This window comes from Serratia sp. CY37869, assembly GCF_052168895.1.
Taxonomy (GTDB): domain Bacteria; phylum Pseudomonadota; class Gammaproteobacteria; order Enterobacterales; family Enterobacteriaceae; genus Serratia; species Serratia ureilytica.
The window spans coordinates 84,782-105,209 of record NZ_JBJNLU010000007.1 but is presented as its reverse complement, the minus strand read 5'-3'; the positions used below and the strand labels follow the sequence as shown (position 1 = coordinate 105,209).

Genomic DNA, 20,428 nt, shown 5'->3' with positions numbered 1-20,428 from the left:
AAGATGGGCTGAAAGTTTCCACGGCAACAAAAAAGCGATAACAAAAATTGTGGGCGCCGTCCGCCTTTGCAGACGGCGCGGGTAGGGCTTAGACGCTGTAGTACAGTTCGAACTCGACCGGGTGTGGCGTCATGCGAACGCGGTCCATCTCTTCTTTGCGCAGTTCGATGTAGGCATCGATCGCATCGTCGGTGAACACGCCGCCGCGGGTCAGGAACTCGCGGTCTTCGTTCAGCGCGGCCATCGCTTCGTCCAGCGAGCCGGCCACTTTTGGGATCTCGGCTTCTTCTTCCGGCGGCAGGTCGTACAGGTTTTTGTCCATGGCGTCGCCAGGGTGGATCTTGTTGATGATGCCGTCCAGGCCGGCCATCAGCAGTGCGGCGAAGCACAGGTATGGGTTAGCCGCCGGATCCGGGAAGCGGGCTTCGATGCGGCGCGCTTTCGGGCTGGCGACCACCGGGATGCGGATGGACGCGGAGCGGTTACGGGCGGAGTAGGCCAGCATCACCGGCGCTTCGTAGCCTGGCACCAGACGTTTGTACGAGTTGGTGGTCGGGTTTGCCAACGCGTTGATCGCCTTGGCGTGCTTGATGATGCCGCCGATGTAGAACAGCGCGGTTTCAGACAGGCCGCCGTATTTGTCGCCGGCGAACAGGTTGGTGCCGTTCTTGGACAGCGACATGTGGCAGTGCATGCCGGAACCGTTGTCGCCGAACATGGGTTTCGGCATGAAGGTCGCGGTTTTACCGAAGGCGTGCGCCACGTTGTGCACCACGTACTTGTAGATCTGAATTTCGTCGGCTTTCTTGGTCATGGTGTTGAAGCGGGTCGCCACTTCGTTCTGACCGGCGGTCGCCACTTCGTGGTGGTGCGCTTCAACCACCAGGCCCATCTCTTCCATGGTCAGACACATGGTGGAACGCAGATCCTGCGAAGAGTCGACCGGTGGAACCGGGAAATAACCGCCTTTCACCGCCGGACGGTGGCCTTTGTTGCCGCCGTCGTATTGAGTGCCGGAGTTCCAGGCGCCTTCGATGTCGTCGATGGCCACGTGGGAACCGCGGATGCTGCTGCCGAAGCGGATGTCGTCGAACAGGAAGAACTCAGGCTCTGGCCCGAACAGCACGGTGTCCGCGATGCCGGAGGAGCGCAGGAAGTCTTCGGCGCGTTTGGAGATGGAGCGCGGGTCGCGATCGTAGCCTTGCATGGTGCCCGGCTCGAGAATGTCGCAGCGAATGATCAGCGTAGGTTCTTCGAAGAACGGATCCAGAACCGCCGTGCTGGCATCCGGCATCAGTACCATGTCAGATTCGTTGATGCCCTTCCAACCACCGATAGAGGAGCCGTCAAACATTTTGCCTTCTTCGAAGAAGTCGGCGTTTACCTGATGAGCCGGGATAGTCACGTGCTGTTCCTTACCCTTGGTGTCAGTGAAACGCAGGTCTACGAATTTCACTTCATGCTCATTCAGCATCGTCAAAACGTGTTCAGCGGACATACTTAACTCTCCCGGTTTATCATTGTCGTCGTCGTGGAACGAATCTGTGGAACTGGCTTTTTTTCGCCTTGAAAAGACTAAAGCGAAAAGCGTGCCAACTTTTTAAAAAGGCTTTCATCGCCTTTCTGCGCGGGTTTTACCCAGACACAGTATGCACCATCAGCGATAATTTGCACCGTCATGGTGCAATAAGGGTGGGGGTGGGCACTGAAATGGTGCAAAAGTGCAACGATTGCGGCTTTTTGCACCGTGAAAGGGATCACAAACTGACCGGTACGCGGTTGTTTATAAGAGATGGTTGTGATCTTGTTTAGTCCCTCGCTTAATACGTGTACAATAGCGCGCTATTTCTAATGCCCGAGGCAAAGCTGTGATCGAAAATTTGCGTAACATCGCCATTATTGCCCACGTTGACCATGGTAAAACCACCCTGGTTGACAAGCTGCTGCAACAATCCGGTACTTTCGGAGAGCGTGCGGAAGCCACCGAACGCGTAATGGACTCCAACGATTTGGAGAAAGAGCGTGGGATTACCATCCTCGCAAAAAACACCGCCATTAATTGGAATGGTTACCGCATCAACATCGTGGATACCCCAGGACACGCCGACTTCGGCGGTGAGGTAGAGCGCGTGATGTCGATGGTTGACTCGGTGCTGCTGGTTGTGGATGCAATGGATGGCCCTATGCCGCAAACCCGCTTCGTGACCAAAAAGGCGTTCGCCAACGGTCTGAAGCCGATCGTGGTAATCAACAAGGTTGACCGCCCTGGCGCACGCCCTGACTGGGTTGTGGATCAGGTGTTCGACCTGTTCGTAAATCTCGACGCGACCGACGAGCAGCTCGACTTCCCGATCATCTACGCTTCTGCGCTGAACGGCATCGCCGGCGTCGACCACACCGACATGGCGGAAGACATGACCCCGCTGTATCAGGCGATCGTCGACCACGTGTCTGCGCCGCAGGTTGAGCTGGAAGCGCCATTCCAGATGCAGATCTCCCAGTTGGACTACAACAACTACCTGGGCGTTATCGGCATCGGCCGCATCAAGCGCGGTAAAGTGAAGCCGAACCAGCAGGTCACCATCATCGACAGCGAAGGTAAAACTCGCAACGGTAAAGTGGGTAAAGTGCTGGGTCACCTGGGTCTGGAGCGTATCGACAGCACCCTGGCGGAAGCGGGCGACATCATCGCCATCACCGGTCTGGGCGAGCTGAACATCTCCGACACCATCTGCGACACCAACGCCGTAGAAGCGCTGCCGGCGCTGTCCGTCGACGAACCGACCGTAACCATGTTCTTCAACGTCAACACCTCGCCGTTCTGCGGTAAAGAAGGTAAGTACGTGACGTCGCGTCAGATCCTTGACCGTCTGAACAAAGAGCTGGTGCACAACGTGGCGCTGCGCGTTGAAGAAACCGACGATGCTGACGCCTTCCGCGTATCCGGTCGTGGCGAGCTGCACCTGTCGGTGCTGATCGAAAACATGCGCCGTGAAGGTTTCGAGCTGGCGGTTTCCCGTCCGAAAGTTATCTTCCGCGAAATCGATGGCCGCAAGCAGGAGCCATTCGAGAACGTGACGCTGGATATCGAAGAGCAGCATCAGGGTTCCGTGATGCAGGCGATGGGTGAGCGTAAAGCCGACCTGAAAAACATGGATCCGGACGGTAAGGGCCGCGTGCGTCTCGACTACGTGATCCCAAGCCGCGGTCTGATCGGCTTCCGTAACGAATTCATGACCATGACTTCGGGTACCGGTCTGCTGTACTCCACCTTCAGCCACTACGACGATGTGCGTCCGGGCGAAGTGGGCCAGCGTCAGAACGGCGTGCTGATCTCCAACGGCCAGGGCAAAGCGGTCGCGTTCGCGCTGTTCGGCCTGCAGGATCGCGGCAAGCTGTTCCTGGGCCACGGTGCGGAAGTGTATGAAGGCCAGATCATCGGTATTCACTCACGTTCCAACGACCTGACCGTAAACTGCCTGACCGGTAAGAAGCTGACCAACATGCGTGCTTCCGGTACCGACGAAGCGACTACCCTGGTTCCGGCCATCAAAATGACCCTGGAGCAAGCTCTGGAGTTCATCGATGACGACGAACTGGTAGAAGTGACGCCAACCTCGATCCGTATCCGTAAGCGTCACCTGACGGAAAACGATCGTAAGCGTGCCAGCCGCGGTCCAAAAGACGCTTAATCGCTGATTGAGTGTCTCATGCTTAGGGCGCGGCTCTCGCGCCCTGAGTTTTTTCCTCTGTTGTTCCCCGTTTGTGCGGCGCGCTATGCGCTTTTCCGTTCGCTCCCTGTTCAGCTGTTCCTTTTCCCGCTACAGTGAAATCTCACCGGCCCATCAGGAGAGGACTATGCTGTATATCTTTGATTTAGGTAATGTGATCGTCGATATCGATTTCAAGCGTGTGCTGGGCGTGTGGAGCAATTTGAGCGGCACGCCGTTGGCGGTGCTGTCCGATCGTTTCACCATGGGTGAGGTGTTCCAGCAGCATGAGCGCGGTGAAATCAGCGACGAAGACTTCGCCGGCAAGCTGTGCGATGAAATGGGCATCGCGCTCAGCTTCGAACAATTCGCCACCGGCTGGCAGGCGGTATTCGTCGCGCTGCGCCCGGAAGTGATCGACATCATGCAGCGCCTGCGCAACGAAGGCCACCGGGTGGTGGTGCTGTCGAACACCAACCGTCTGCACTGCAACTACTGGCCGCAGCACTATCCTGAAGTGGCCGCCGCCGCCGATCATCTCTATTTGTCGCAAGATCTCGGCATGCGCAAACCTGAAGCTGACATCTACCGGCATGTGCTGGCTGCGGAAAACACCGCCGCCGCCGACGCGGTGTTCTTTGACGATCACCCGGCGAACGTCCTCGCCGCGCAGGCGCTGGGGATCAAGACGGTGCACGTCACCGATCGCGACGTGGTGCCGGCCTATTTTGCTCAATGAGCGCTGGGCGCGTTAAGCTTAAGGCGTATCAACGGACATCAAGGAGTGACCATGTCGTTTTTCCGCCGCAAGAAGCTGCCTTCTGCGATTAAGCCAAGCGTCACCTTCGGACGGCTGCTGTACCAACGCATCGACCACGATGGCCTGACGATGTTGGCGGGCCATCTCGCCTACGTTTCCCTGCTGTCGCTGGTGCCGCTGGTCACCGTGGTGTTCGCCCTGTTCGCCGCTTTCCCGATGTTTTCCGACATCAGCGAACAGCTGAAGAGCTTTATCTTTTCCAATTTCGTGCCGGCCGCCGGCAACGTCATACAGAACTACCTGGAACAGTTCGTCGCCAATTCCAACAAGATGACCGCCGTCGGCACCTGCGGGCTGATCGTTACCGCGTTGCTGTTGATCTCCTCGGTGGACAGCGTGCTGAACACCATCTGGCGCAGCAAGAACAAACGGCCGATCGTCTTCTCCTTCGCCGTGTACTGGATGGTGCTGACGCTGGGGCCGCTGCTGGTGGGCGCCAGCATGGCCATCAGCTCCTACCTGCTGTCGCTCAACTGGCTGGCGCAGACCGGCGTCAACGGCCTGGTGGATCAGGTGCTGCGCATCTTTCCGCTAATTTTGTCGTGCATCTCCTTCTGGCTGCTGTATTGCATCGTGCCGACGGTGCGCGTGCCGCCCAAAGACGCGCTGATTGGCGCGGTGGTGGCCGGATTGCTGTTCGAGCTGGGTAAGAAGGGATTCGCGCTGTACGTCACCATGTTCCCCTCCTATCAGCTGATTTACGGCGTGCTGGCGGTGATCCCGATTTTATTCCTGTGGGTCTACTGGAGCTGGTGTATCGTGTTACTCGGCGCGGAAATCACCGTGACCATCGGCGAATACCGCGACTACCGCCGGCAGAAGGCGGAGCAACAGGAACAAAAACCAGAAGGGCAGCAGGAATGATTGCGTTGATTCAACGGGTGTTAAACGCCAGCGTCACGGTGGGTGGCGAGACAGTAGGCAAGATTGGCCCCGGTTTGTTAGTGTTATTGGGCGTGGAGCAGGGCGATAACGAGCAAAAAGCGCAGCGCCTGTGCGAACGCGTATTGGGATACCGCATTTTCGGCGACGAGAACGACAAGATGAATCTCAACGTCCAGCAGGCCGGGGGCAGCGTGCTGGTCGTTTCGCAGTTCACCCTGGCGGCGGACACCCAGAAGGGCATGCGGCCCAGCTTCTCGCGCGGCGCCGCGCCTTTGGTCGCCGATCGGTTGTATCAATATTTTGTTGGCCAGTGCCGCGAACGCGGCGTAGAGACCCAGACCGGCGAGTTCGCCGCCGACATGCAGGTGGCGCTGGTCAACGATGGTCCGGTGACATTCTGGCTACAGGTCTAAGCATTCGGAGAACAGGCGTCTATGTATCACCTACGAGTACCCGTAACAGAGCAAGAACTGAAGGAGTATTACCAGTTTCGCTGGGAAATGCTGCGCAAGCCGCTGCACCAGCCGGTGGGTTCGGAAAAGGATGCCTATGACGCCATGGCCCATCACCAAATGGTGGTGGACGAGGCCGGTAAAATCGTCGCCATCGGGCGGCTGTACATCAATGCCGACAACGAGGCGGCGATCCGTTTTCTGGCGGTAGATCCGACGCTGCAGGATAAAGGGCTGGGGACGCTGGTGGCGATGACGCTGGAGTCCGTCGCGCGGCAGGAAGGCGTGAAGCGGGTGGTGTGCAGCGCCCGTGAAGACGCGGTGGATTTCTTCGCCAAACTGGGCTTCGTCAATCAGGGCGAGATCACCGCGCCGCAGACCACCCCGATCCGTCACTTTTTGATGATCAAACCGGTGGCGACGCTGGACGATATTCTGCATCGCCCCGACTGGTGCGGCCAATTGCAGCAGGCCTGGTATGAACACATCCCGCTGAGCGAAAAGATGGGCGTGCGCATCAGCCAATACACCGGCCAGCGCTTCGTCACCACCATGCCGGAGATCGGCAACCAGAATCCGCACCATACGCTGTTTGCCGGCAGCCTGTTCTCACTGGCGACGCTGACCGCCTGGGGGCTGATTTGGCTGCTGCTGCGCGAGCGCCATCTGGGCGGCACCATCATTCTGGCGGACGCGCACATTCGCTACAGCAAACCGATTACCGGCAGGCCGCGGGCGGTGGCGGATCTCGGCTCGCTGAGCGGCGATTTGGCGCGTCTGGCGCGCGGCCGCCGCGCGCGCGTACACGCCGAAGTGCATCTGTTCGGTGACGAGGACAAGGGCGCAGTGTTCGAAGGCACCTATATGGTGTTGCCAGCCGAGCCGGATGTGCCGTTGGATCAGGGCGGCTCTGAAGCGCTGGAGGAGTAAGGCGGCGGCCTGCCCTGAGGGCGGGCCGCGCAGTGCACTACGGCAGTTTTTGGTTCACCGCTTGGCCGTCGCCGGCGGTGGCCTGCAGATTGCCTTTCAATGAGGCCTTGAACGGCCCATCGCTGTTCAGCAGCCCTTTCAACTGCAGCTCAAGGTTGCCGTCACCCGTCAGCGGCACCGGCTGCCATCCCCATTGCTGCAAGGTGTTGATCGGTACCGAACGGCCGTGCAGCGTCAGCTGGAACGGCTTGCCCGGCAGCTGATCGACGGTCGCTTTGGCCTCAAGCAACCCATTGGGCATAAAGGCGCTGAGCTCGGTGACGGCGATCTGGTTGGCGTCGGCGTTCAGCGCCAGCGAAGGGCGTCGCACGTCGATTTTGTTGAAGGTGGCCTCGCTGCCGTTCAGGTTCAGCGAACCGGACCAAATGCCCCACTGGTGGTCGCGCGCCAGCAGCAGGTTGCTGCCGTAACCGTCCAGCGCGGTGATCTGGAACGGGAAGGCCGGGTTGATATCGATAATCAGATTGCGGTTGGTGGTCAGCTTGGTGACGTACACCTCCGCCAGCCAGTCCGGCAGCGGTTTCAGCCACAGCTCGCGCCAGTCGAGCGGCAGGGTGTACTCCAGCGCCGCCATGGCCACTTCATCCAGCTGCAGGCGTTTGCCGGCGCGCAGCCAGTTGCCGGAGGTGCGTAGCAGCCCGCCTTCCCAGCGGGTGGTGAACTGCTGAATGGCGATGCCGGCGGAGGAGAGTCGCAGGGTGGCGATCGGATCGATCAGGTGGAAACCGCCGTTGACCACGTCGCCGGCGTTGACGTTGAGCGAGCCGTCTTCACTGCGCCAGTCGCCTTTTTCGACGCTGACGTTTTGCAGCGACAGGTCGAGATCGTTAACCGCCCACGCCTTGCCTTCCAGGCGCGCATCGATCAGATCGAAACGCTTGAGGGTGACCGGCGGCAGAGCGGTGAAGCGCCGCATGAATTCCGCCAACGTCATCGGGGTCTGCATGCGCACGCCGCTCAGCCGCAGGCGATCCACCTGCCAGCTGCCGTCGGTGGCGCGGCTGGCCACGCCGGTCAGGTCGCCCTGCGCCAGATCGGCGCCGAAGTTGTTCAACAGCAACTGGCCCTGTTTTTGCTCCCCCTGCACCAACACCTTCGAGGCGGGGATGCCGTTCAGCGTCATCGAACCGGCGCTGAACTGGAACTGGTTGTTGTCCCCCAGCAGATGGCCGGCCAGCGGGCGCCACGGCGTGATGCCGGCATTGACCTGCTGCGCGTTGAGCTGCCACTCGCTATCGTTGGACTGCAGCGCCATGTTGCTCAGTTGCAGCACGTCGGCCTGTACGGGCAGCGCAGCAGCCTGTGGCTGCACGTTCAGCGTGCCGTCGCGCAGCGTGACGCTGTAAAAATAGCGCGGTTCGGTGATTTGGCGCAGGCTGAGGCCGAGATCGACGCGTTTGGCGACCAGCGCCTGTGGTTGGCCGCTGCGCGCCAGCTGCACGTCTTCCAGACCGATCTGGCCCGGCTGATTCCACGAGTGGGTGATTTTTCCTATCGACAGGCGGTATTCGCTGTTGTCGCTGATCCAGGCGCTCAGACGGCCTGCCGCCCAGCGGGTTTGCCCCACCAGATACAGCACCACCGCCGCCAGCACGATCAGCAGCAGCAACGTCAGCAACAGCTTTCCGATAAATTTCATCGTCTACATCCGCATCGGTCAAAAAAGATACCCTGTTTATGCCGCAATTGGCCGGGCATCTCAAGGGCAATGGTCTGATAGACAATAAAAAACGGCCGCAAGCGGCCGTTTGAACGCCAATGGGCGGGTTACTTTTTCTCGTGTTCCTGCGGGAACACCAGGTTCAGCACGATGGCGGTAATGCCGCCGGCGGCGATGCCCGAAGAGAGCAGGGTTTTCAGCCAGTCCGGCGCGAACTGCAGGATCAGCGGCTGCTGGGAGACGCCCATGCCGACGGCCAGCGACAGCGCCATGATCATGATGGCGCGCCGGTTCAGACGCTCGCGCGACACGATGCGCACGCCGGAGGCGGCGATGGTGCCGAACATCACGATGGTCGCGCCGCCCAGTACCGGTTCGGGGATGTGCTGCACGAAGCCGGCCACCGCCGGGAACAGCCCCAGCGCGATCAGCATCAGCGCCACCACGAAGCCGACGTAGCGGCTGGCGACGCCGGTCAGCTGGATCACGCCGTTGTTCTGGCCGAAGCAGGAGTTGGGGAAGGTGTTGAACACCGCCGACAGCATCGAGTTCAGGCCGTTGGCCAGCACGCCGCCCTTCAGGCGCTTCATATACAGCGGCCCGCTGACCGGCTGTTCGGAGACGTCGGAGGTGGCGGTGATGTCGCCGATGGTTTCCAGCGACGTGACCATAAAGATCAGCATCAGCGGCAGCAGCAGGTTCCAGTCGAAGCCCAGGCCGTAATAGAGCGGCGTGGGGATAGTGATCGCCGCCGTGGGGGCCGCCGGTGCGTCGGCGGGCAGCATATCCATCGCCCAGGCCAGCAGGTAGCCGACCGCCATGGCGATCACCAACGAGGCGACGCGCAGGTAAGGGTTGCGCTGGCGGTTCAGCAGGATGATGACCGCCAGCACCGCGCCGGCCAGCAGCAGGTTTTTCGGTGAGCCGAAGCTGTGATCGTTCATCGCGGCGTAGCCGCCGCCGATCGAGGTCAGGCCGACCTGAATCAGCGACAGGCCGATGATCATCACCACGATGCCGGAAACCAGCGGGGTGATGATGCGGCGCGCCAGATGCAGCACGCGCGACAGCAAAATTTCGGTGCAGGAGGCGACCATCAGGGTGCCGAACAGCGCGGCCATCATGGTTGGCACGTCGGCGCCGCCGTTTTTCAGCGCCAGGCCACCCATGATCAATGGCGAAACGAAGTTGAAGCTGGTGCCCTGAATCGACAGCAGCCCGGAGCCCACCGGCCCCCAGGTTTTGATTTGCAGAATGGAAGCCAGACCGGAAGCGAACAGCGACATGCTGATGATGTGTTGGGTATCCTGCGCCGGCAGACCCAGCGCCTGGCAGATCAGCAGCGCCGGAGTGATCACCGCAACGAACATCGCCAACAGGTGCTGGCCGGCGGCAAACAGCGTTTGCGGCAGCGGCGGGCGGTCTTCGAGGCGATAAATCAGTTCGCTGGCGCGGGGTTCAGAGGCGGTTTGGCGTGCGGCATCAAGCTCGGAGGATGACATGCTCATGGTGTGGCGTTTCCAGATACGGCAAAGCAGGCATTTTAATGCGCCGCCCCGCAAAAGCAAACGGTTGCGCCTAAATATTATGTTGCCGACTTTCCCGTTTATGTCGCATTTTCATTCATTTTTTCTTGTCATCTCAGCGTTTTTTACTTCTAATCCTGCACTCATCAAGTTTAAAAACTACGTGGTTTTCTATAACTTATTATTTTTATTTGGATCTTTTCCCTTACATGGAGTACCTGGATGTTTCATCTTGATACTTATGGCACGTTAGTCGCGGCGACGCTGGTTTTGCTCCTTGGGGGCAAGTGCGTCAGAAGCATTCCTCTGCTGCGAAAATATACCATTCCCGCTCCCGTCGCCGGCGGTTTGCTGGTGGCCCTCCTGCTGTTAGTCCTGAAAAAATTCGCCAACTGGGAAATCAGCTTTGACATGTCGTTGAAGGATCCGCTGATGCTGGCCTTCTTCGCCACTATCGGCCTGAACGCCAACCTGGCGCGGTTGCGCGCCGGCGGCAAAGCGCTGATGGTATTCCTGTTCGTGGTGTTGGGGCTGCTGCTGGTGCAGAACGCCATCGGCATCGGCATGGCGAAAATGCTGGGGCTGGATCCGTTGATGGGCCTGATCGCCGGTTCGATCACCCTGTCGGGCGGCCACGGCACCGGGGCGGCCTGGAGCAAGCTGTTCATCGAGCGCTACGGCTTTGAAAACGCGACGGAAGTCGCCATGGCCTGCGCCACCTTCGGCCTGGTGCTGGGCGGCCTGATCGGCGGCCCGGTGGCGCGCTATCTGGTTAAACACTCCTCTACGCCGGAAGGCACGCCGGAAGACAGCGTGCAGCCGAGCGGCTTCGAGAAGCCGGAAAGTGGCCGCCTGATCACCTCGCTGGTGATGATTGAAACCATCGCTATGATCGCCATTTGTTTGAGCCTGGGGCAACTGATTGCCGGTCTGCTGAGCGGTACGGTGTTTGAACTGCCTAACTTCGTTTGCGTGCTGTTCGTCGGGGTGATCCTCAGCAACACGCTGGCCTTCACCGGTTTCTATACCGTGTTCGAGCGGGCGGTATCGGTGCTGGGCAACGTCAGCCTGTCGCTGTTCCTGGCGATGGCGTTGATGAGCCTGCGCCTGTGGGAGCTGGCTTCGCTGGCGCTGCCGATGCTGGCGATCCTGGCCGTACAGACGCTGGTGATGGCGCTGTACGCGATCTTCGTCACCTACCGGGTGATGGGCAAGAACTACGATGCGGCGGTGCTGGCCGCCGGCCACTGCGGCTTCGGCATGGGCGCCACGCCGACGGCGATCGCCAACATGCAGGCGATCACCGATCGCTTCGGCCCGTCGCACCTGGCATTTCTGGTGGTGCCGATGGTGGGGGCGTTCTTTATCGATATCGCCAACGCCATCGTCATCAAGCTGTATCTGCTGTTGCCGGTGTTCCCGGCGGTGGGGTGATATCGCGAGTCATCATGAGAAGGGCGCCTGCGGCGCCCTTTTTTATGCGTTGGAGTAGCGCGCCTTCTCCGGCAGCCAGCGTTCGATCAGCGCCTGGGCGTGTTCCGGGTAGTGCTGATGGAGATGGCGAGCGACGCGCTGCACTTCGGGGATCATCGCCTGGTCGCGCAACAGGTCCGCCACCTTGAATTCGGCGCTGCCGGTCTGGCGGGTGCCGAGCAGCTCGCCCGGGCCGCGGATCTCCAGATCGCGCTGCGCGATGACGAAGCCGTCGTTGCTGTCGCGCAGCACCTGCAGGCGCGTTTGCGCGGTTTTGCTCAGCGGCGTTTTGTACAGCAGCACGCAGTGTGAAGCCACCGCGCCGCGCCCTACGCGGCCGCGCAGCTGGTGCAGCTGCGCCAGGCCCAGCCGCTCCGGGTTTTCGATGATCATCAGGCTGGCGTTCGGCACGTCGACGCCGACCTCAATCACCGTGGTGGCGACCAACAGCTGCAGCTCGCCCTGTTTAAACGCCTGCATCACCGCCTGCTTTTCCTGCGCTTTCATGCGGCCGTGCACCAGCGCCACCTTCAGCTCCGGCAGCGCGGCTTTCAACTCTTCCCAGGTGGCTTCCGCCGCCTGCGCTTCCAGCAGCTCGGACTCTTCGATCAGCGTACACACCCAGTAAGCCTGTCGTCCTTCTTCCAGGCAGGCGTTTTTCACCCGTTGAATGATGTCGGCGCGGCGGGTATCGGGAATGGCGACGGTGGTCACCGGCGTACGGCCCGGCGGCAGCTCGTCGATGACCGAGGTATCGAGATCGGCATAGGCGGTCATTGCCAGCGTGCGTGGGATCGGTGTGGCGGTCATGATCAGCTGATGGGCATGGAAGCCTTGCTCTTCGCCTTTCTCCCACAGCGCCAGCCGCTGATGCACCCCGAAGCGGTGCTGCTCATCAATGATCACCAGCGCCAGGCCGTTGAACTGAACCTGCTCCTGGAAGATGGCGTGGGTGCCGACCACCATCGACACCTGGCCGCTGGCGATGGCTTCCTGCTGCGCGATGCGCGCCTTGCCTTTCTGTTTGCCCGCCAGCCAGCCGACCTCCAGCCCCAGCGGCTCGAACCACTGGCGGAAGTTGTTGGCATGCTGTTCGGCCAGCAGCTCGGTCGGCGCCATCAGCGCCACCTGCTTGCCGTGCGCGATGGCGCGCAGCGCCGCCAGCGCCGCCACCAGCGTTTTGCCGGAGCCGACGTCGCCCTGCACCAGCCGCATCATCGGGAAGTCTTTTTGCATATCGGCTTCGATGTCGGCCACCACGCGCGTTTGCGCGCCGGTTGGCGAGAACGGCAACTGGGCGAGAAAACGGTTTTTCAGCCGATCGTCCGGCAGCAGCGGCTGCGCCTGATAACTCTGCGCGCCGGCACGCACCGCCAGCATGCTGAGGTTATGCGCCAGCAGCTCTTCGAGGATCAGACGCTTTTGCGCCGGGTGTTTGCCCAGCTCCAGATCCGCCAGCTGGATGTCCGGCGGCGGGCGATGCAGGGTGTGCAGCGCCTGCGGCAGGCTCATCAGGCCGCCGCTCAGCTCCGGCGGCAGCAGTTCGGCGATGGCGCAGGTATCCAGCAGCTCCAGCGCCTGGTCGGTCAGCTTGCGCAGCGTGGCCTGCCGCACCCCCTCGGTGGTGGGGTAGACCGGCGTCAGCGACTCCTGCAGCTCAACCTCGCTGGTTTCGCCCTGAATACGGTACTCCGGATGGATGATCTCCGCGCCGTGGTTGCCGCGTTTGATCTCGCCGTAGGCGGTCACGCGGCGGCCGGTGGCCAGGCTGTTCTTCATTGCGGCGTTGAAGTTGAAGAACCGCATGGTGAGGATGCCGGTGCCGTCGCTGATCTGGCAGGTCAGCATGCGGCGGCGGCCGAAGCTGATGTCGCTGCGCAGCACTTCCCCTTCTACCGTGGCGTAGATGCCTGGCAGCAGATCGTTGATCGGGTAGAGGCGGGTGCGGTCTTCGTAGCGCAGCGGCAGGTGCAGCAGCAGATCCTGAATGGTGTCGAGGCCAAGCTTGGCCAGTTTGCCCGCCTGGCTGGCGCCAACCCCGGAAAGCGTGGTGAGTGGGACAGCATCCAGCAGGCGGCCTTTCATTTGCGCACCGTCGCCTGCATGGCCGCCCACCATTCGGCGCTGGCGACCACCTGGCCCTGTTCGTCGATCTGCGGACGCGGCAGCCCCTTGCGCTTGGCCACGTTGGCCAGCACCGGATAGCCGCCTTCGAACAGCAGACGCTGCTGCTCTTCTTCGTCCAGCATGCTGTTGTCGCGGCGATACAGGCCGGCGTTTTGCCGCTGGCGCTGCGCCTCATACAGGATCAGCGCCGAAGCCACGGAGACGTTGAGCGATTGCACCATGCCGATCATCGGAATGACGATGTCTTGATCGGCGAGCGCCAGCGCTTCTTCGGTGATGCCGGTTTTTTCCTGGCCGAGCAGCACGCAGGTTGGCCGAGTGTAGTCCACCTCGCGGAAATCGACCGCGCGCGCAGACAGGTTGGTGGCCAGAATTTGCATGCCCTGCGCTTTCAGGTGGCCGACCGCGTCGCCGATGGTGCGATGGGTCTTGACGCTGACCCAGCTGTTGCTGCCGGCGGCGGAGGAAACCAGGGTGCGCATGCGGGTGGTGGGCCACACGGCGTGGACCTGATGCACGCCGACGGCGTCGGCGGTGCGGATAATGGCGGAGACGTTATGCGGTTTGTGCACTTGCTCCAGGCAGACCGTCAAATCCGGCTGCCGGGTCGCGAGCATTTCACAAATCCGCGCATAGCGTTCAGGACTCATAAGCGCTAGTTTCGGTTGCGGTTAACTTTGATCACATCCGGCATGATACGGATTTTACGCATAATGTTTGCCAAATGGATGCGATCGCGGGTGGTCAAGCGGATAAAGGCGCTATAAACCCGACCGTCTTTCTCTTCGGTGTTCAGGCTCTGAATATTGGATTCGGCCGCGTTGATTGCCGCCGTCAGGTTGGCCAACGCGCCCTGGTGGTTAAACATATCCACCTTGATCTCGGCGATGAACTCCTGCTCGGTCTCTTTATCCCACTCGACCGCCATGAACTTCTCAGGCTCTTTCTGATAGCCGCGAATATTGCGGCAGGATTCATGGTGGATCACCAGCCCTTTGCCCGGGCTGACGTGAGCGATAATCGGGTCGCCCGGAATCGGACGGCAGCACTTGGCGAAGGTGATCAACACCCCGTCGGCGCCCTTGATGGCCAGGTTGCGTACGCCGGAGGTGGTGCCCAGGCTGGACTGATCGCCCTGCAGGTTCTTCGCCACCACTACGCTCATGGCGTTGCCGAGGCCGATTTCCGCCAGCAGATCGTCCAGCGTCGCCAGCTTCATGCGGTCCAGCTCGTGCTGAATGTTTTCCTGCGGGATTTCGGCCAGCTTGCGGCTGCCGCCCAACGCATGGTTGAGCAGACGGCGGCCGAGGCCGACGGAGTCGTCGCGCTTGAGGTTCTTCAACATCTGGCGAATCTTGGCGCGCGCTTTCGAGCTGACCACGAAGTTCAGCCAGGCGGCGTTGGGCCGTGCGCCCGGCGCGGTGATGATCTCGACGGTCTGGCCGCTGGTCAGCGACTGCGACAGCGGGTATGGCTGACGATCGACGCGTGCGCCGACGCAGGCATGGCCGATATCGGTATGCACCGCATAGGCGAAGTCGACCGGCGTGGCGCCGGCGGGCAGCTCGACGATGCGGCCTTCCGGGGTGAAAACGTAAATCTCATCCGGGAACAGATCGGATTTGACGCTCTCGATAAATTCAAACGAACTGCCGGCGCTTTGCTGCAGCTCCAGCAGGCTTTGCATCCAGCGTTGGGCGCGGATCTGCGCCGTGGTGCCGGTTTCGCCCTGTTCTCTTTCCTTGTAAGCCCAGTGCGCGGCCACCCCCATCTCAGCCATCTGGTCCATGTCTTCGGTGCGGATCTGCACTTCGACCGGCACGCCGTGCGGACCGATCAGCGAGGTATGGAGCGATTGATAGCCGTTGGCCTTGGGAATGGCGATGTAATCTTTCACCCGCCCCGGGCGCGGTTTATACAGGCTGTGCACCTGGCCGAGCACGCGGTAGCAGGTATCGACCTCTTTCACGATCACCCGGAACGCGTAGATATCCATGATGGAATGGAAACGCTGTTCTTTCAGGTGCATCTTGAGGTAGATGGAGTAGAGGTGTTTTTCCCTTCCGCTGACGCGGCAGGCGATGCCGGCCTCGGTCAGCCGCCCTTCGATCTCGGAGAGGATTTTTTGAATCATCTCTTTGCGGTTGCCGCGCGCGGCTTTCACCACTTCCTTGATCACGCGATAACGGTTTGGGTACAGCGCCTCGAAGCCCAGCTCTTCCAGCTCGGTTTTCAGGTGATGAATACCCAGACGGTGGGCGAGGGGGCTGTAGATTTCCAGGGTTTCACGCGCGATGCGCCGGCGTTTGTCGGGGCGCAGCGAACCGAGGGTGCGCATGTTGTGCGTACGGTCGGCCAGCTTGATCAGCACGACGCGGATATCCTGCACCATCGCCATGATCATCTTGCGGAAGTTTTCCGCCTGCGCTTCTTTCTTGTCCTGGAACTTCAGCTTGTCTAGCTTGGAGACGCCCTCAACCAGTTCGGCGACGCTCTTGCCGAACAGCTGTTCCATATCTTGATAGGTGGCTGGGGTGTCTTCGATGACGTCGTGCAGCAACGCCGCCATCAGCGTCTCGTGATCGAGACGCATTTCCGCCAGGATGCAGGCCACGGCGACCGGGTGAGTAATGTAGGGCTCACCGCTGGAGCGTGTCTGGCCCTCGTGCGCGTCGCGCGCGACGAGGTATGCCTGTTTGAGGCGCTTAATCTGCTCCTCGGGCAGGTAACGTTGAATCAGCAGATTCAGGCTTTCAAACAGGTACAAGGCGGACTCGCAGTCTAATTAACGACGACCTTCAGCAATCGCGGTAACCGCTTGAATCTCTGCGGCTTCCTGCTCTTGCTGTTCCTGGCGCTCACGCACGTCGAGGATCTGGCTGGTGATCAGGCCTTCTTCGATTTCGCGCAGGGCGATAACGGTGTACTTGTCGTTCTCTTCCGGAACCAGTGCATCTTTGCCGCCGGTCTGGATCTGACGCGCCCGACGAGCAGCGACCAACACCAGGTCAAAACGGTTACCAATTTTCTCTACAGCGTCTTGAACAGTTACGCGTGCCATATTTGTGCTACTCCACAGGTGACGAAAAGACTGGGCATGATACTGAAACTGCCTTCAGTCTGCCAATAGTTTGCTGATTAAAGCGTCATGCCGCAGCAACTGGCGGCCCAAACGCAGGCGTTCGGCGCGAATGATGGTCTTCAGATCGGACAGCGCCAGATCGAAATCATCGTTCACGATCAGGTAATCGTACTCCGCGTAATGCGTCATTTCCGCCACGGCCTGAGCCATGCGTTTGGCGATCACCTCTTCGGAATCCTGCCCGCGCCCACGCAGGCGGCGGCCCAGTTCTTCCTTCGACGGCGGCAGAATGAAGATGCTGCGCGCCTGCGGCATTTTGGCGCGGATTTGCTGCGCGCCCTGCCAGTCGATATCCAGAAACACATCCACGCCGGTCGACAAGACTTGTTCGATGGCGGCGCGCGAGGTGCCGTAATAGTTGCCGAACACTTCGGCGTGCTCAAGAAACGCGTCCTGCTCGATCATCCGGCGGAATTCGTCTTTCGAGACGAAGAAATAGTGCTCGCCGTGATTTTCACCCGGGCGACTGTCGCGCGTGGTGTGCGAAACCGAAACCTGCGTGTCGTACAGCGGTTGCGTCTTTAACAAAGCCTGAATCAGACTTGATTTACCTGCGCCACTGGGAGCAGAGACAATATAAAGCGTGCCTTGAGCCATGATGATGTTCGTTGATAACGGTTGATATGCCAAAAACAGCGGATGTGTATTTTCTCCGCACAGTATACACGGCTAACGCGCCGGGTGCAGCGTTAGCTCGCATTTTGCCCGCGGCTTTGCGTGGAAAAAGCGCCGAAAGGGCGAATATGCGCGCTGAAGGGCGACATTTTTGCAGTTTTGGCCTCGGCGGCGGCGCGTTGCCGCCCCGAGATCAGTGATCCGGATGCTGGTAGTTGAACACCGGCAGGCCGAGGCGGAAGCGCAGGGCGATAAGACGCGCGCTCAGGCCGGCGATCAAGGTGAGGATCACCACCAGATTGTGCGGCAGGCTAAGGTGCTGCAGGCCGATATACAGCCAGGCGGCGCTGAAGGAGATGCCGGCGTAGATCTCCTTCTGGAAAACCAGCGGGATGCGGTTGCAGAACATATCGCGCAGCACCCCGCCGAAGACGCCGGTGATCACCGCGGCGATGGCGGCAATAATGGCGCTGTGCCCCATATCCAGGGCCACCTGAGCGCCGATGATGGAGAAGACGATCAGGCCGACGGCGTCGAGCACCAGGAACAGGCGGCGCAGATGGCGCATCAGAGGAGCCACCCAGGTGGTGACGATCGCCGCTATCGCGACGATGACGATGTATTCCGGGTGTTTGACCCAGCCCAACGGAAAATGCCCGAGCAACATATCGCGCACCGACCCGCCGCCGATTGCGGTGACAGAGGCGATGATGATCACGCCGAACATGTCCATTTGGCGGCGGCCGGCCGCCAGCGCGCCGGTCATGGCTTCGGCGGTGATGCCGATGATATAAAGGATGCTCAGTAACATAAGGGGTTCACAGCGTAATTGCGTCAGAATGATGGCCGGCAGGGTAATCGCCGCCGAGGACGCGCGCCACTGAGTTTTTTTCACCGATGGCGTTTCGGATTAATATAGCTAATCCAAACTCCATTTTTATTGCCGATAACCAGCCTTTTTTAACATCTGGCTGTTAATGAAAGCATTAGAAATTTCGCGCTAATTTCCATCGCTGACTATGACTTTTGCAGCGAATCCTTCAACCGAAAAATCGAGACTGCAGATGAAAAACTCCCCGAGACTGGCCGCCGGCGCCATGGTGGCCGCCCTGCTGCTGAGCGGCTGCGTGGCGCCAGGCCACCAGGCTGTTTCCCCCGCCCCGACTTGTCGCACCGGCGATCCGCTAGTGCAGACAACGCTCTACTTCGGCCTGAACCGGCCGGCGGGGCCGGCGATCACCGCCGCCGAGTGGCAAACCTTCGTCGATAGCCAGGTGACGCCGCGTTTTAAAGACGGGCTGACGGTGTTTGATGCCAAAGGGCAGTGGCTGGGTCACGACGGCAAGCTGGCGCGCGAGAACAGCAAGGCGCTGCTGTTGATCCATGCGCCGGGCAAAGAGAGCGAGGCGAATATCGAGGCGCTGCGCAGCGGCTATAAGCAGCAGTTTGCGCAGGATTCGGTAATGCGGGTGGATGCGCCGGTGTGCGTGGCGTTTTAAAGCAAACTCCCGGCCCTGCGGCCGGGAGTGGGGATTACAGCACCAGGCCGGCGATGGCCGCCGACAACAGGCTCACCAGCGTCGAGCCGTAAACCAGCTTCAGGCCAAAACGGGAAACCACGTTGCCTTGCTGCTCGTTCAGCCCCTTGATGGCGCCGGCGACGATGCCGATGGAGGCGAAGTTGGCGAACGACACCAGGAACACCGACAGAATGCCCAGCCCGCGCGGCGACAGCTCCGCCGCGATTTTCTTCAGCTCAATCATCGCCACGAATTCGTTGGCCACCAGTTTGGTCGCCATGATGCTGCCCGCCTTCAGGGCCTCTTCCGCCGGGATGCCGATCAGCCAGGCCAGCGGATAGAACACGTAGCCGAGGATTTGCTGGAAGCTGATGCCGAGCACCGCCGAGAACAGCGCATTGACGGCGGAGATCAGCGCGATAAAGCCGATCAGCATCGCCGCGATGATCATCGCAATTTTGAAGCCGGCCAGAATGTACTCGCCCAACATTTCGAAGAAGCTCTGATCTTCGTGCAGCTTGTTCAGCTTCAGCTCCGGCTCGTCTTCGACCTGATACGGGTTGATGATCGACAGGATGATGAAGGTGCTGAACATATTAAGGATCAACGCCGCCACCACGTACTGCGCGTCGATCATCGACATGTAGGCGCCGACGATGGAGAGCGATACCGTCGACATGGCGGTCGCGGCCATGGTGTACATGCGGCGCGGCGAGATGTCGCCGATGATGCCCTTGTAGGCGATGAAGTTCTCCGACTGCCCCAGCACCAGCGTGCTGACGGCGTTGAACGACTCCAGCTTGCCCATGCCGTTGACCTTGGACAGCAGGGTGCCCACCAGGCGGATGATCAGCGGCAGGATGCGGAAATGCTGCAAAATGCCGATCAGGGCGGAAATAAAGATGATAGGGCACAAAACGCCGAGGAAGATAAACGCCAGGCCATCTTTGCTCATGCCGCCGAACACGAACTCCGACCCTTGGGCGGCGTAGGCGAGCAGAGTGTCGAAGAAGCCGGCGACGTGTTTGATCACGCTGAGCCCGCTGGCGGAGTGCAGGAAGAAATAGGCCAGCGCGCCTTCGATCACCAACAGCTGGATGATATAGCGCAGGCGGATTTTCTTGCGATTATTGCTGACCAGCAGCGCCAGGGCGATGATCACCACCAGGGCCATAATAAATTGCAGAATTTGTGGCATAAACGGTCCGTACGGTTCACGGGCAGGAAAAAACACATTTAGCCACAGCATCGCCGTCCTTTCATTACCTTGCGTGATAATTAGAACAAAATACTTATGGCGTGCGGGATATCTTGCCGATTGTCATCCGCACGCGCTGCTCGGCAGTTTTTCATAAGTCCCCGACGTTCCTTAGTGGGCTGTCTTCCATGATGCCTGCCGGCTCGCAGCCTGATGCAACCACCGTCCCGCACGTTCAGGCGCCTGGAATCTGGCTCGCAATGGGCGATTTTTCCCGGCGCAAAGCGTGGTTTTCTCGGCTGAGGAAGAG

17 protein-coding genes are annotated in these 20,428 nt (G+C 60.3%); 7 read left to right on the top strand and 10 right to left on the bottom strand.

Translation table 11 applies throughout. The features are described from left to right. Window positions 1-88 precede the first annotated feature (88 nt). Window positions 89-1,498, bottom strand: coding sequence for a glutamate--ammonia ligase (glnA, locus tag ACJ8J1_RS24185; RefSeq protein WP_033645173.1), 1,410 nt, complete (start codon window positions 1,496-1,498; stop codon window positions 89-91). Between the two features lie 370 nt (window positions 1,499-1,868). Here glnA and typA point away from each other — a divergent pair, with 370 nt between their 5' ends. The 5 genes from typA to fabY all read left to right on the top strand — a co-directional run bounded on the left by typA (window position 1,869) and on the right by fabY (window position 6,797). Next, window positions 1,869-3,692, top strand: a complete 1,824-nt coding sequence (typA, locus tag ACJ8J1_RS24180) for a ribosome-dependent GTPase TypA (protein ID WP_004931243.1) — start codon at window positions 1,869-1,871, stop codon at window positions 3,690-3,692. 166 nt (window positions 3,693-3,858) lie between these two features. Continuing rightward, window positions 3,859-4,449 (top strand): glucose-1-phosphatase, encoded by a 591-nt coding sequence (gene yihX / locus ACJ8J1_RS24175; RefSeq protein WP_033645174.1) that lies wholly within the window; start codon window positions 3,859-3,861, stop codon window positions 4,447-4,449. Window positions 4,450-4,500: 51 nt separating this feature from the next. After that, entirely contained in the window at window positions 4,501-5,394 is an 894-nt protein-coding gene (locus ACJ8J1_RS24170) for a virulence factor BrkB family protein (protein ID WP_025304713.1), read from the top strand. After that, on the top strand, window positions 5,391-5,828 hold the full coding sequence (gene dtd / locus ACJ8J1_RS24165) for a D-aminoacyl-tRNA deacylase (RefSeq protein WP_016929644.1): 438 nt from the start codon (window positions 5,391-5,393) through the stop codon (window positions 5,826-5,828). The genes ACJ8J1_RS24170 and dtd overlap by 4 nt, the downstream gene beginning before the upstream one ends. A gap of 21 nt (window positions 5,829-5,849) precedes the next feature. Then, window positions 5,850-6,797 (top strand): fatty acid biosynthesis protein FabY, encoded by a 948-nt coding sequence (gene fabY, locus ACJ8J1_RS24160; RefSeq protein ID WP_004931235.1) that lies wholly within the window; start codon window positions 5,850-5,852, stop codon window positions 6,795-6,797. Window positions 6,798-6,834: 37 nt separating this feature from the next. Here the strand turns inward: fabY and ACJ8J1_RS24155 are convergent, their stop codons facing one another. Next, window positions 6,835-8,496 (bottom strand): AsmA family protein, encoded by a 1,662-nt coding sequence (locus tag ACJ8J1_RS24155; protein WP_033645175.1) that lies wholly within the window; start codon window positions 8,494-8,496, stop codon window positions 6,835-6,837. A 128-nt stretch (window positions 8,497-8,624) separates the two neighbouring features. Continuing rightward, window positions 8,625-10,025 carry a nucleobase:cation symporter-2 family protein gene (locus ACJ8J1_RS24150; protein ID WP_033645176.1) on the bottom strand — a complete coding sequence of 467 codons (1,401 nt, stop codon included), beginning with the start codon at window positions 10,023-10,025 and terminating at the stop codon, window positions 8,625-8,627. A gap of 240 nt (window positions 10,026-10,265) precedes the next feature. On the opposite strand from ACJ8J1_RS24150, the gene gltS reads away from it, so the two are divergent. Beyond that, on the top strand, window positions 10,266-11,477 hold the full coding sequence (gene gltS, locus ACJ8J1_RS24145) for a sodium/glutamate symporter (RefSeq protein ID WP_033645177.1): 1,212 nt from the start codon (window positions 10,266-10,268) through the stop codon (window positions 11,475-11,477). Window positions 11,478-11,519: 42 nt separating this feature from the next. Here gltS and recG read toward each other — a convergent pair whose 3' ends face one another. From recG to ACJ8J1_RS24115, 6 genes are all read right to left on the bottom strand, one after another. After that, window positions 11,520-13,601 (bottom strand): ATP-dependent DNA helicase RecG, encoded by a 2,082-nt coding sequence (gene recG / locus ACJ8J1_RS24140; RefSeq protein ID WP_033645178.1) that lies wholly within the window; start codon window positions 13,599-13,601, stop codon window positions 11,520-11,522. After that, entirely contained in the window at window positions 13,598-14,293 is a 696-nt protein-coding gene (gene trmH, locus ACJ8J1_RS24135; protein WP_004931227.1) for a tRNA (guanosine(18)-2'-O)-methyltransferase TrmH, read from the bottom strand. The genes recG and trmH overlap by 4 nt, the downstream gene beginning before the upstream one ends. A gap of 5 nt (window positions 14,294-14,298) precedes the next feature. Further along, window positions 14,299-16,410: a bifunctional GTP diphosphokinase/guanosine-3',5'-bis pyrophosphate 3'-pyrophosphohydrolase gene (gene spoT, locus ACJ8J1_RS24130; RefSeq protein ID WP_015379445.1), complete on the bottom strand. Its 2,112-nt coding sequence runs from the start codon at window positions 16,408-16,410 to the stop codon at window positions 14,299-14,301. Window positions 16,411-16,428: 18 nt separating this feature from the next. After that, on the bottom strand, window positions 16,429-16,704 hold the full coding sequence (gene rpoZ / locus ACJ8J1_RS24125) for a DNA-directed RNA polymerase subunit omega (protein WP_004931221.1): 276 nt from the start codon (window positions 16,702-16,704) through the stop codon (window positions 16,429-16,431). A gap of 54 nt (window positions 16,705-16,758) precedes the next feature. Next, complete coding sequence (gene gmk / locus ACJ8J1_RS24120) at window positions 16,759-17,382, bottom strand: guanylate kinase (RefSeq protein ID WP_033636481.1); 624 nt, start codon at window positions 17,380-17,382, stop codon at window positions 16,759-16,761. A 211-nt stretch (window positions 17,383-17,593) separates the two neighbouring features. Further along, entirely contained in the window at window positions 17,594-18,211 is a 618-nt protein-coding gene (locus ACJ8J1_RS24115) for a trimeric intracellular cation channel family protein (RefSeq protein WP_033645234.1), read from the bottom strand. A 253-nt stretch (window positions 18,212-18,464) separates the two neighbouring features. On the opposite strand from ACJ8J1_RS24115, the gene ACJ8J1_RS24110 reads away from it, so the two are divergent. Continuing rightward, a complete protein-coding gene (locus ACJ8J1_RS24110) occupies window positions 18,465-18,899 on the top strand; it encodes a DUF3574 domain-containing protein (RefSeq protein ID WP_033645179.1) in 435 nt (144 codons plus the stop codon). A 34-nt stretch (window positions 18,900-18,933) separates the two neighbouring features. Here the strand turns inward: ACJ8J1_RS24110 and ACJ8J1_RS24105 are convergent, their stop codons facing one another. Further along, on the bottom strand, window positions 18,934-20,118 hold the full coding sequence (locus ACJ8J1_RS24105; RefSeq protein ID WP_004931212.1) for a NupC/NupG family nucleoside CNT transporter: 1,185 nt from the start codon (window positions 20,116-20,118) through the stop codon (window positions 18,934-18,936). Between the last annotated feature and the right edge of the window lie 310 nt (window positions 20,119-20,428).